Source organism: Paracoccus sp. NFXS7, assembly GCF_040148865.1.
Taxonomy (GTDB): Bacteria; Pseudomonadota; Alphaproteobacteria; order Rhodobacterales; family Rhodobacteraceae; genus Paracoccus; species Paracoccus marcusii.
Genome location: NZ_JAKEKV010000008.1, coordinates 150,276 through 163,816, shown reverse-complemented (window position 1 = coordinate 163,816; position 13,541 = coordinate 150,276). Strand labels below are relative to the sequence as shown.

The window sequence follows — 13,541 nt, the reverse complement described above, 5'->3', positions numbered from 1 at the left end:
GGATGCCGCAGACGCGCAACGCGGTTCCGCGACCCGCATCGGGGCGGCCCGGGAGTGCGCGCGCCCGGTCATCCGATCACCGTCTTCATCGCCCGGCGCGCGGCGGGGGCCGGGGCGGCCTGCCTGGCTCCGACGGGCATGCCGCGGGCCGCCAGCCCCGCCAGGGCACCCGCGCTCATCCAGGTCAGAGGAGTGACGGTCGCATTGGGGATCAGGTCCACCAGGCTTGCCGCCATGATCAGGGCCAGGCCGGCGGTCCAGCGGTCGACCGGACCGGACCGCGTCGCCAGCCACAGCCGGATCACCGAACCGCACAGCAGGCCGAAGATCGACAGATAGCCCAGGATGCCGCTGATGGTCATCACCACAACCCAGTATCCGTCGCTGACGCTGGTGTACTCTCCCGAGATCGGATCGATCTCGAGGTTGCGGCCCCATCCGCCCCAGCCCGCCAGTGGCTTCTGCGAGGCGCGGTCCAGCAGCACCTGTTCGTTCATGAAACGGAACTCCAGCGACCGGCCCCGTTCGGCATCCATCGACAAGGCAAAGTCGCGAATCGCGTCGGTGGGCATCACGCCCAGCCACAGCGCCAGCGGATAGGCCATCACCACCGCGGCCAGCGCCGCGGCGATGCTAACCTGCAGGCGCGGGGGCGTCATCAGCACCAGCGGCACCAGAAGCATTCCGTATATGATCGATGCCGCGCTTTTGCACAGCACCAGAACCACCAGAAGATAGGCCAGGACGGCCATGTTGCGGGTCCGCGCCTGCGCATCCCCGTCGCGCAGCGCCACCGCGGCGCAGATGACAGCGGTCACGACCAGGATCGCGACCCACAGGCCGTGTTCCAAAAAGACCATCGGGCGGAAGCCGCCATAGCGGATCGTCTGGCTGAAATCATGCGCGAAGAAGCCGTAGATCCAGACGTTCAGCTGCGGGCTGACCCGAATCTCCAGCAGCATCGGCAGGGAATAGGCCAAGGTCGCCAGCGTCAGCGCCACCATCCAGGCCCGGATGCCGTCGGTTGACGACAGGACCAGATACCCCAGCAGGAAGGGCAGCAATGTCAGCACGGTGTTGATCGTGCCGTTGAGCGCGTCGAACAGACCCAGGCCGGGACGATAGGTGATCCCCTCGATCAGCGGTTCGGGATTGGTGGCCACCGTCAGGGTCGGGGTGACCATCGCCAGGACGGTCAGGATGACGACCCAGCCCTCCAGCCGGATCCAGGGCATCGGAAAGCGATCGCGCAGCATCACCGCACCCAGCATCGCGCACAGGGACGGGATCGCATGTTTGTCCAGGGTCGGCAGAATCGGCAGGTCGATCCCCACCACCGGCGGCAGCAGCAGGTATCCCAGCAGCGGCACCCAGATGAGCGCCTGTCGGGGCGTCAGCCGCGAGAACAGCATCGCCGCCACGGCCGGCCACGCTGCCAACATGATCAGCGACAGACTGTTGCCCATGTCTTCTCCCAGCTTGAACGTCACGCTTAAGGGGAACGATGACGTGAATCCACAGGAATTAGCGTAAATTCCCATGCAACATTCCGTCAGCTTTGATAATCATCCCATTGTAAGGTTTCAGTGGTGGATTGCGGACCGCGCTCAGCGCAGGGTTGTAATCCGGAAGAACAAGGAAGACGGGCTTGACCGATACGCCGATCAACATGCGTGACATCGCCATCGTGGGCTTTGGTGTCGATCTTCCTGGCGCGTCCGACCCCCGGCAGTACTGGCAGAACCTGCGCGACGGGGTCGAATCGATCATCCATCTGACGCCGGAGGAGCTGCGCGCGGCCGGAGAGACGGAATCACGGATCAGCCATCCCGATTACGTCCCCTTTGCCGCCCGGCTGGACGGGTTCGATCATTTCGATGCCGAGTTCTTCGGCCTCAGCCCCAAGGATGCCGCGGTGATGGACCCCCAGCACCGCAAGTTCCTGGAGACCTGCTGGCATGCGCTGGACCATGCCGGGCACCGGCCCGACAGCCTGGGCATGGTCGGGGTCTGGGCGGGCTGCGGGATGGGCAGCTACTTTTCCGTCAACATCTGCTCGAACCGCGACCTGGTCGAGGAAACGGGCATGTTCCTGCTGCGCCATACCGGCAACGACAAGGATTTCCTGTCCACCCGGGTCAGCCACATCTTCGACCTGCGCGGGCCAAGCGTATCCGTGCAGACGGCCTGTTCCACCTCGCTGGTGGCGGTCCATTCGGCATGCCAGGCGCTGCTGGCGGGCGATTGCGACGCGGCGCTTGCCGGCGGCGTCACGATCGAGCTGCCGCAGGGCCGGGGATATATCTACAAACCGAACGAAATCCTGTCGCCGGACGGTCATTGCCGCGCCTTCGATCACCGCAGCCAGGGCACCGTCTTCGGCAGCGGCGCGGCGGTCGTGCTGCTGCGCCGCCTCTCGGACGCGATCGCGGATGGCGATCACATCTGGGCGGTGATCCGGGGCAGCGCGATCAACAACGACGGTTCGGCCAAGGCCGGCTATCTGGCCCCCTCGGTCGAGGGGCAGGCGGCCGCCATGGCCGAGGCGCATCTGATCGCGGGCGTCGACCCCTCGACCATCGACTACGTCGAATGCCACGGAACGGGCACCAGCCTGGGCGACCCGATCGAGGTCGCGGCCCTGGCCGAGGCCTTTGCCCTGGGCCAGGGGGGCGGTCGGACCGGCATCGGGTCGGTCAAGACGAATATCGGCCATACCGACACCGCCGCAGGCACTGCCGGTCTGATCAAGGTCGCCCTGTCGCTGCATCACCGCGAAATCCCGCCCAGCCTGGGATACGAGGCGCCGAACCCGGTCATCGATTTTGATTCGACCCCCTTCCACGTCGTCGCCACGCGCGAACCTTGGCCCGCGCATCCGGACCGCCCGGGCCGGGCGGCGGTGAACTCGCTTGGCGTGGGCGGCACGAACGCGCATGTCGTGGTCGAGGAGGCGCCCCCTGCCCCGCCCTCGGAACCCTCCGACTGGCCGGTCCAGCCGCTGATCGTGTCGGGTCGCACCCGCGCCGCGCTGGATGCCAACGCGGCGGCGCTGGCGGCGTGGCTGCGCGCCCATCCCGACGCCAACCTGGCCGATGTGGGGTTCACCCTGCAGCAGGGGCGCAAGCTGTTCGACAAGCGCCGCGTGCTGGTCGCCGCCGATGCGACCGAGGCGGCCGAGCTGCTGGAGACCGGCAACACCCGCCGGGTCTTCAACCACGACCGGATGACGGCGGCGCCCAAGCCCGCCTTCCTGTTCCCCGGCGGCGGCGCGCAATCGATCCACATGGCGCGCGGCCTGTACGAGACCGAGCCGGTCTTCCGCGACTGGATGGACCGCGGCCTTGCCGTGCTGGAACGCCTGACCGACCGCGACCCCCGGGCGCTGTGGCTGCCCGAGCCGGGCCAGGAACAGGCCGCGACCGAGGCGCTGAACCGCCCGTCGGTCCAGCTGCCGCTGATCATGATCGTCGAATACGCGCTGGCGCAGCTGTGGATCAGCTGGGGTGTCGTCCCGCAGGCGCTGGCCGGTCATTCGATGGGCGAGAACACCGCCGCCTGCCTGTCGGGGGTGATCGGGTTCGAGGATTGCATCGCGCTGGTGGAACTGCGCGGGCGGCTGTTCGACCGCATCGCGCCGGGGGGCATGCTGAGCGTGCCGCTGCCCGCTGCAGAGCTGATGGCCGAGGCGGGCGACGATCTGGATCTGGCCTGCGACAACGCCCCCGGCCTGTCAGTGGTGTCCGGCCCCCGCGACCGGATCGACGCGCTACAGGCGACGCTGGTCGCGCGCGGCATCGATTGTCAGCGCGTGGCGATCGACATCGCCGCCCATTCGCGGATGCTGGAACCGATCCTGCCGGAATTCGAGGCCTTCCTGCGCAGCATCCCGCTGTCCGCGCCAAGCATCCCGATCTTGTCGAACCGCACCGGCACCTGGATGACGGACGCTCAGGCCACCGACCCGCGCTATTGGGTCGATCACCTGCGCCACCATGTTGATTTCGCGGGCTGCATTGCCACGCTGCGCGAGGATCCCGCGCGCCTGTTCGTCGAGGTCGGCCCCGGCCGCGCCATGTCTGCCCTAGCGCAGGCCAATGGCGCAGCACCCGACCGGGTGATCAGCACCCTGCGCCATCCCGACCACGCAATCGAGGATGACGCCTTCTTCCTGAACGCGTTCGCGCGGCTTTCGGCCACCGGGCTGGCGCTGGACTGGTCGCCGATCTGGGGCGAGGGTCGCCGCCGGGTGCCGCTGCCGGGCTATGTGTTCCAAAGCAAGCGTTACTTCATCGAACCGGCATCGTCCGACGCCTCCTATGCCACGACCGACGACGCGCCGCTGGCCATCCCGGAATCGCAGGGCTGGGCATGGCGGCCGTCCTGGAGGCTGTCGGCCCCCGACATCGAACTGGGCGCCGATGGCTGTCCGCACGCCGCGGCGGAACGTTGGCTGATCCTGGCAGACGAGACCGGATTGGCGACCCGCGTGGGCACGCAACTGCGCGATGCCGGGCATGAGGTGATCTGGCTGCGCCCGGGCGACTGTTTCGCGCAGACGGAAGAATCCGACTTCATCGTCGCGCCAGAGAATGGCGCATCCGATTTCGAGCTGCTGATCGCCGCGCTGGTGGCGCAGAACCGGCTGCCGCAGCGGATCGTCAGCTTCTGGCTGGTGCCCGATGCCGGGCGGCAAGGCGCGCGGGCTGGCTTCAGCGCCTTCCATCGCCATCTGGAACAAGGCTTCAACACTGCGCTGCACCTGATCCGGGCTTTGGCGAACGAGGGCGGCGGGCAAGAGATCGACTTTGTCGCCATCACCTCGGACGCCGTGCGGGTGGGGGCCGAAAAGATCGAGGCCCCCGAAAAGGCCACCATCCTGGGACCCCTGGCCGTGGGCATGCGCGAATTCCCGTGGCTGTCGGCGCGCAGCATCGACGTGCAGACGCGCGGCGACCAGACCGCACTGGCCCAACGCCTGGTCGAGGATCTGCTGGACCCTGCCCCCCCGGCCCGCGCCGCATGGCGCGACGGTCGCCGCCTGGCGCGCCATCTGGTGCCGGCCGCGCTGCCCGCGCCGGACGCCGCGCCGACATTCGGTCCGGGGCGGACGGTGCTTATCACCGGCGGCCTGGGCGGCATCGCCCTGACCCTGGCGCGCCACATCAGCGCGCAGGGCGCGGCAGTGGCGCTGCTGACGCGGCGGCCCCTGCCGCCCGAGGAGGAGTGGGACGCCCGCATCGCCGCCGATCCCGACCACCGTCAGGCCCGCCAGATGGCCGCCCTGCGCGACCTGCGCGCGGCCGGGGCGACCATCGCGGTCGAGGCCGCGGACGTCACCGATGCCGAGGCGTTGTCGCGCGCCGTGGCCGCGCTGCGCGGCAGGCTGGGTCCGATCACCGACCTGATCCATGCCGCGGGCGTCGTCGACGATGCGCCGATGCTGGCCAAGTCCACCGCCGGGATCGAGGACGTGCTGGCCCCCAAGGTCCACGGCACGCGCAACCTGGCGATGGTGCTGGCGGCGCATCCGGTCCAGCGCACCGTGCTGTTCTCGTCGACCTCGACCGAGATCGCGGCGGCGGGACAGGTCGACTATGTCGCCGCCAACGAATATCTGAACGCCGTCGCCGGAGCCGGGATCGCGGCCTTTGGGCAGGTGGTTTCGCTGAACTGGGGGGTCTGGGCCGATATCGGCATGGCCGCCGACGCGCTGACGGGGCGCCGCGACGACCCGGCGCCGTTGCCCGTCGATCAGCCCCTGCTGTCCACGCATGCGCGCCAGGGCGCGGTCGACCGCTTCGGCGGTAGGCTGTCGGCCTCTGACTGGATCATCGCCGAACACCGGACCCGCGACGGCGTGGCGCTGCTGCCCGGCACGGGGACCATCGAACTGGCGGCGCAGGCGCTGCAGGCGGCGGGTCGGCATGCGCCCTGGGCCTTGCGCGACCTGACCTTCCTTGACCCGCTGACGGTCGAGGATGGCGGCACCCGCGATTTCCGCGTGACGCTGACCCAGGGACAGGAGACCACCGGCTTCCTGGTCGAGGCCGATTTCGGCCAGGGGCCCGTCGCCGTGGCCGAGGGCGGTATCACCGCCGCCGAACCTGCACGCGCGCCGCTGGACCTTCTGGCGCTGACGGCGGGCATGCGGGTCGACCGTGCGCCCGTGGGCCATGCCCTGGAATCCGCGCAAGAGGGTCAGATGGCCTTTGGTCCGCGGTGGCGCGTCCTGCAGGCGACCTGGATGGGCGACGGCCAGGGCTTGGCGCAGCTGCGCCTGCCCGATGCCGCCCTGGCCGATCTGGACCGTGGGTTCATCCTGCACCCGGCGCTGATGGATATTGCGACGGGCTGGGCGATGGACCTCATCCCCGGCTATGACCGGGCGCAGCTGTGGGTGCCGCTGTCCTATCGGGCGCTGACCATGCATGCGCCCCTGCCGGCCGCCGTCACCAGCCTTGTCAGGCTGGCCAACGCATCCGACGGTTATGCCAGCTTCGACGTGACGCTGACCGATCCGCAGGGACGCGTTCTGGTCGAGGTCGAGGGTTTGACCCTGCGCCGCCTGGACGCCGCCCCCGCGGTGCGACTGGCCGCGCGCGGTCCCGAAATGGCGCAGCCCACCCGCCCCGGACAGGAGCGTCTGGCGCGCATGGTCGCGCAGGGCATTCCGCCCGGTCGCGGGCCCGCGCTTCTGGAACAGGCGCTGCAGGCCGGGCTGCCGCAGATCGCCATCTCCAGCATGGACCTGCCGCAGCTGATCGCGCAGGAGACCCGCAGCAGCCGCGCCCGCGCCGCCGGCGCCAGCACCAGCTTCGAGCGTCCGGACCTGGACAGCGACTATGTCGACCCGCGAACCGATCTTGAACGCAGCATCGCGGGGTTCTTCCGCGATCTGCTGGGCGTGCAGCAGGTGGGCGTCGATGACGGGTTCTTCGACTTGGGCGGCCATTCGCTGATCGCGGTGCGGCTGTTCGCGATGATCCGCAAGGCCTATGCGATCGACCTGCCGCTGGCGACGCTGTTTGAGGCCCCGAACGTCGCGGCCCTGGCCGCCCTGATCGAGGCGCGGATGGGTCCCCGCCCCGACAGCAGCTCCGGTCAGGTCGTCCCCCTGGCTCACGCGCAGACCGCCAGCTTCACCCATCTGGTGCCGATGAGCCAGGGCGCCGCGGGCGGGGGGACCCCGCTGTTCATCGTCGCGGGCATGTTCGGCAACGTGCTGAACCTGCGCGCACTGGCGCAGCGCCTGTCACCCGACCGTCCGGTCTGGGGCCTGCAGGCGCGCGGCCTGTTCGGCGATGCCGCCCCGCATGCGACCTTGGCCGAGGCCGCCACCAGCTGCATCGAGGAGATCCGCCAGATCCAGCCGCAGGGCCCCTATCTGGTCGCGGGCTTTTCTGGCGGCGGCCTGACCGCGTTGGAGATCGCGCGTCAGCTGCAGGCCGACGGAGAGAGCGTGGCGCGTCTGGTCATGCTGGACACGCCCGTGCCCATGCGCCCGACACTGACGCGCAAGGACCGCCTGATGATCCGAGCCGCCGAGATCCGCCGCGAGGGGCCGGGCTTCCTGTCACGCTGGCTGCGGGAACGGCTGGCCTATGAACGGTCGCGTCGCCAGCAGCTGCCGCAGGCGGATTCCGCGGGCTTCCACAACGCCGCTATCCATGCTGCCTTCCTGGGCGCGCTGCCGCAGTTCGAGATGCGGGTCTGGGACGGTCCGGTGACCCTGTACCGGCCGCGGCTGGACCGGCAGTTCAAGGTGTCGGGCGGAATGCATGTCAGCACCGCGCGCGAATACGTCTTCGAGGACAACCTATGGTCGCCCTGGATGCCGGAGCTGACCGTCGTCGAGGTACCCGGGGACCACGATTCGATGGTGCTGGAGCCCTGCGTCAGGGTGCTGGCAGACCGGATGCGCAAGGATCTGGCAGAGGGCGACAAGGCTGACCTCCGGAGGGCCGCGGAATGAGCGTGGGCGCCGTGCATGTGATCATCCTGAACTGGCGCAGCGCGCAGATGTCTCTGCGCTCGGCCGAGGCTGCCGTCATCGCGATGGAGGGGATCGAGGGCGTCATCTCGCTGATCGACAACGATTCCGGCGATGGCAGCTTCGAGGAGATGAGCCGGGAAGCCGCCGACCGCGGCTGGACCGCAGGCGGCCGCCTGCGGGTGCTGCAGTCGGGCCATAACGGCGGCTTCGGTGCGGGCAACAATGCCGCGCTGCGCGTGCCGACGGATCGACCCTGCGATCTGGTGCTGATCGTGAACTCGGATGCATTCCTGGAACCCGACACGATCGCGCGGATGCGGGCGCACATGCTGACGCATCCGGCCATCGGCCTGCTGGGGTGCCGGGTCGTGGGCGAGCACGGCAACCACCACACCACGCATTTCCGCTTCCCGACCGCCGCCAGCGAGCTGGAGGACGCGGCCCGCACCGGGCCGATCTCACGCTTGCTGGCACGCCATGTCGTCACCATGCCGATGCCGCCCGTCGCCGAGCCGGTGGACTGGGCCGCCGGGGCGGCGCTGATGATCCGCCGCGACGTCCTGGACGCGATCGGCGGCTTTGACGAGGCGTATTTCCTCTATTTCGAGGAAACCGACCTGTGCCTGCGCGCCGCAAAGGCGGGGTGGCCCACGCATTACCTGCCGGATGCCCGCGTGATGCATATCGGGTCGGTCAGCACGGGCATGCGGGAATGGACCCTGCCGCCCGATTACTGGTTCGCTTCGCGCGAGCATTACTTCCGCAAGAACCACGGCCGCGCCTATGCCGTCGCGGCGGTGCTGGCCCATCTGGCCGGCCTGACCGTGCGGCGCCTGCGCGCGATCCGCCGCGAAGACCAGACCATGCCCAAGGGGCAGGCGCGCGCGCTGATCCGCCACGCGCTGGCCCCAAGCCGACCCCGACAGATTTTCCGACCCGGAGACAGACCGTGACCCAGCTTGATTTCGCATTGATCGGCAACGCCTCGCTTGCGCTGGAGGCGGCGCGGATCCTGACCGGGCGCGGCCATGTCCTGCGCTCGTTCACGGTCGAGGATCCGGCTCTGGCTGCGGCGGCGCGGGCGCAGCGCCTGCCGGTGGGTCCTGTGGCGGAATGCAATTATATCCTCAGCGTGGCGAACCTGACCGTCATTCCAGCGCAGACGCTGGCCCTGGCGCGGCGGGGGGCGGTCAATTTCCATGACGGTCCGCTGCCCGAACGGGCGGGGCTGAACGCCCCGATCTGGGCGCTGCTGGAGGGGGCGCAAAGCCACGCGATCACCTGGCACCGCATCAGCGGCGGCGTGGACGAAGGTCCGGTCCTGCTGCGCGTGCCGGTCCAGATCGCACCCGACGACACCGCCCTGACCCTGAACGCCCGCTGCTGGGAAGCAGCGCTGAGCAGCCTGCCCCAGTTGATCGACATGCTGGAACGGGGCGACGATCAGGGCTCGGCTCAGCCCCATGCGCCGGTGAAACGCCACATGCGGATCGACCGCCCTGCGCATGCGGCGACGCTGGACCCGGCGCAGGATGCCGACAGCCAGGCGCGGCTGGTCCGTGCGCTGGACCATGGTCCCTATTGGAACCCGATGCTGCGCCCGCGCCTGCGGACCGGTCGTGGCATCCTGCTGGTGGGCGGGGCGGAACCCGCGCGGGGCAACCCGTCGGCCCAGCCCGGACAGGTGCTGGAGGTCCGCGACCACGATATTCTGGTCGCCATGGCACAGGGCGGCGCGCTGCGCCTGTCGGGCATGCACGGCACGGACGGGCAGGCCGTGGCGCTTGGGCTGTCCGTGGGCGACCGGCTGCCGACCGGCCCCGCCGATCCGGCCCTGGATGCGGCCATCCGCGACGCCGCCCGGGACGAGCCGTTCTGGCGCAAGCGCATGGCGCGTCTTGCCCCCGTGGTCGTTCCCGAAGCCGCGCTGTCGGACGCGCCCGCGGATTGGCAGGCCGACGGTCTGACGCTGCCCCGCCCGCTTCCCGCCGCGGCGGTTCTGGCCGCGCTGGTGGGCGCGCTGGTCCGGATGACGGGATCGTCGGCCTTCGACATCGGGCTTGCGCCGCATCTGCCGGACGCCGTGCGCGACCACATGCTGGGGTTCCGCCCGCTGCCCGTCGATGCCGATGGCGAAACGCTGCAGGCGCTGGCCGCAGCCCTTGACCGCGATCGCCGCGCGCTGCTGGACCGGGCGCCGGTGCTGGCCGACCTAATCGCCCGCGCGCCGGAACTGGGGCGTCCAGGGACACCCGGCCTGATCCTAGCCGCGGGACCGCAGGACGCGCCGACCGGCGCCGCGATCTGCGTGGCGCTTGAGGAGGGCGAGCAGTCGCGCGTGCAGGTCTGGTGGGACCGCGCGCGCCTGTCGCAGGCCGCATGGCGCGCCATCGCCAACGTGACCGAGGCCCTGGCCGCGGCCGATCCGTCCCTGCCGCTGGACAAGGCCCCGACTCTGCCGGCCCATGCCACGGCGACCGTGGCCCGCGACGACCGCGATGCGGGCCCGGACGCGCCTGCGACGATCCAGGACGCGTTCGCCGCACAGGTCGCCCAACGCCCCGATGCCGACGCGCTGATCTTTCGCGGAGAGCGGCTGAGCTATGCCCAGCTGGACCAACGCGCGTCCCGTCTGGCGCGACAGCTGGCCGCGATGGGTGTCGGGCCCGGCGTGCCCGTGGGCCTCTTCGCCCCGCGCGGGCTGGGACTGGTCGTCGGTGCGCTGGCGATCCTGAAGGCGGGCGGCGCCTATGTGCCGCTGGATCCGGACTATCCGGCCGACCGGCTGCAGCATTACATCGCCGACAGCGGTGCGCCGGTGGTCCTGGCCGACCCGGCGATCCTGTCGCGCCTGCCAGCGCATCAGGCGCGCGTGCTGCCGCTGGACGCCAACGGACCGGAGGCGGACCCCCGTCCCGCATCGGGCCAGGACCTGGCCTATCTGATCTATACCTCCGGCTCGACCGGGACGCCCAAGGGGGTGATGGTCGAACACCGCAACGTGGTGAACTTCTTCGCCGGCATGGACCGGTCGCTGGATGCCCCCGAACCGGGCACCTGGCTGGCGGTCACCAGCCTGTCCTTCGACATTTCCGTGCTGGAGATCTTCTGGACGCTGACCCGTGGCTGGAAGGTCGTCATCGCAGGCGATCTTCTGGGGGGTGCCACGGCGGAGCCTGCCACCGGCAGCCGCAAGGGCATGCAGATGTCGCTGTACTACTGGGGCAATGACGACGGAGCGGGCCCCAAGAAATACGAACTGCTGCTGGAGGGCGCGAAATTCGCCGACCGCCACGGCTTCGTCGCCGTCTGGACGCCCGAGCGGCACTTCCACGCCTTCGGCGGCCCCTATCCGAACCCCTCGGTCACCGGGGCGGCGGTGGCGGCGGTCACGCAGAACATCGCGGTCCGCGCAGGGTCGTGCGTCGGCCCCCTCCACCACCCTGCCCGCATCGCCGAGGAATGGGCGGTCATCGACAACCTGACCAATGGGCGCTGCGGCATCGCCGTGGCCTCCGGCTGGCAGCCGGACGATTTCGTGCTGCGCCCGCAGAACACGCCGCCCGCGAATAAACCTGCGATGCTGCAGACCATCGACCAGGTCCGCCGACTGTGGCGCGGCGAGGCGGTCGAGTTTCCGCGCGCCGACGGCACCCCCTTTGCCGTCGTGACCCAGCCCCGACCGGTTTCGGCGGAACTGCCCATCTGGGTGACCACCGCAGGCAACCCCGAGACCTGGCGCGAGGCCGGGCGGCTTGGCGCGAATGTGCTGACCCATCTTCTGGGTCAGAGCATGGACGACATCGCCGCCCGCATCCCGGAATATCACGCAGCCCTGCGTGAGGCGGGTCACGATCCGGCGGATTTCACCGTCACGCTGATGCTGCACAGTTATCTGGCCGACACGCGCGAGGCCGCGATGGAGACCGCGCGCGAGCCGATGAAGGAATACCTTCGCGCCGCCGCCGCGCTGGTCAAGCAATATGCCTGGGCCTTCCCGGCCTTCAAGAAGCCCGCGGGCGTCACCGACGCGATGTCGCTGGACCTGTCGAACCTGGACCCGGACGAGATGGAGGGCATCCTCGATTTCGCCTTCCTGCGCTATTTCAACGACAGCGGCCTGTTCGGGACCGTCGACGATGCCGAGGCGCGGATCGCAGCCCTGCGCAAGATCGGCGTGACCGAGATCGCGTGCCTGATCGACTATGGCATCGCCCCGTCGATGGTGCTGGACAGCCTGCGGCATCTGGCGGTGCTGCATGACCGCGTGAACCCGGTCACGACCGAGGTCGCCGATTACGGCATCGCGGCCCAGATCACGCGGCACAAGGTCACGCACCTGCAGGCCACCCCATCGATGGCGCGCCTGCTGCTGGAGGACGCACCGTCGCGTGCCGCGATGGCGGCACTGAAGACCATCGCCTTGGGCGGAGAGGCCCTGAGCCAGGGCCTGCTGGCCGATCTGCGACGGAACGGATCTGCGCGCGTCCTGAACATGTACGGCCCGACCGAAACGACGATCTGGTCGGCGGTCGCCGATCTGGGCACGCAGGCCGACGATGTCTGGTTGGGTGACCCCATCGCCGCCACCAGCCTGCACCTGCGCGACCCGCAGGGAGAGGCGGTCGCCGACGGCGTGGCGGGAGAATTGTGGATCGGCGGGGCGGGCGTCACCCGCGGCTACTGGAACCGTCAGGCGCAGACCGATGCGGCGTTTCCGCAGACCGACCAGGGACGTCTGTACCGGACCGGCGACCTGTGCCGTCGCGACAGCACCGGGCGCCTGCGGTTCCTGGGTCGCATCGACCAGCAGGTCAAGCTGCGCGGCTATCGCATCGAACTGGGAGAGATCGAGACCCGGTTGGCCCGCCTGCCCGGCGTCCGCGACGTGGCGGTCGTCGCCAAGGGCCAGGGTCCGGGCGATCGGCAACTGATCGGCTATGCCACCGGAGAAGGGCTGAACGGCGCGGCGCTGCGCGCGGCGCTGTCGCGCGAGCTGCCAGATTTCATGGTGCCGCTGCAGATCCACGTCCTGCCGGAGATGCCGCTAACCCCCAACCGCAAGATCGACCGCAAGGCGCTGGCGGCGGCCGATGCCGCGCCGCCCGCGGCCAGGGTCGCACCGCCGGCACCACCGCCCGTTGCGGCTGCCGCGCCGGTCCCCGCCCCGGCGCCCGAGGTCAACGACCTGCAATCGCGGATCGGCCAGATCATGGCCCGCATCCTGGGCCTGCCCGAGGTTCGCGCGGATGACAACTTCTTCCAGCTGGGTGGGCACTCGCTGCTGGCGGTGCAGCTGCACCGGACGATCCGGGACGAGCTGGCAGTAACGCGGAGTTCGATCACGGACATCTTCCGGTTCCCGGTGCTGCGTGATCTGGCCGCGCATCTGGGCGGAACACGGGCCACGCCCGCGACCCCTGCACCGGTGGCCGCCGCCCCCTCTCCCACCCCGGATGCGGTCCAGCCCGCCGCCGCGGGCGACATGATGGCCGCACGCCGCGCTCTGCGCGCGCGCATGCGGCCCACGGGCCAAAACTGACGC

General features: G+C 69.9%; 4 protein-coding genes. 3 read left to right on the top strand and 1 reads right to left on the bottom strand.

What is annotated here, in order from left to right; all coding sequences use genetic code 11:
- Positions 1-68 precede the first annotated feature (68 nt).
- Positions 69-1,466, bottom strand: a complete 1,398-nt coding sequence (locus LZ686_RS14255) for a hypothetical protein (RefSeq protein WP_045982068.1) — start codon at positions 1,464-1,466, stop codon at positions 69-71.
- A 182-nt stretch (positions 1,467-1,648) separates the two neighbouring features.
- Between LZ686_RS14255 and LZ686_RS14250 the strand changes: the two genes are divergently transcribed.
- The 3 genes from LZ686_RS14250 to LZ686_RS14240 are packed head-to-tail and all read left to right on the top strand — an operon-like array spanning position 1,649 to position 13,538.
- Positions 1,649-7,975: a type I polyketide synthase gene (locus LZ686_RS14250; protein ID WP_349548223.1), complete on the top strand. Its 6,327-nt coding sequence runs from the start codon at positions 1,649-1,651 to the stop codon at positions 7,973-7,975.
- Positions 7,972-8,949, top strand: a complete 978-nt coding sequence (locus tag LZ686_RS14245; protein ID WP_349548222.1) for a glycosyltransferase family 2 protein — start codon at positions 7,972-7,974, stop codon at positions 8,947-8,949. Before LZ686_RS14250 ends, LZ686_RS14245 begins: the two co-directional genes overlap by 4 nt.
- The gene (locus LZ686_RS14240) at positions 8,946-13,538 is read left to right on the top strand and encodes a MupA/Atu3671 family FMN-dependent luciferase-like monooxygenase (protein WP_349548221.1); all 4,593 of its coding nucleotides are present in this window, start codon (positions 8,946-8,948) and stop codon (positions 13,536-13,538) included. The genes LZ686_RS14245 and LZ686_RS14240 overlap by 4 nt, the downstream gene beginning before the upstream one ends.
- Positions 13,539-13,541 lie beyond the last annotated feature (3 nt).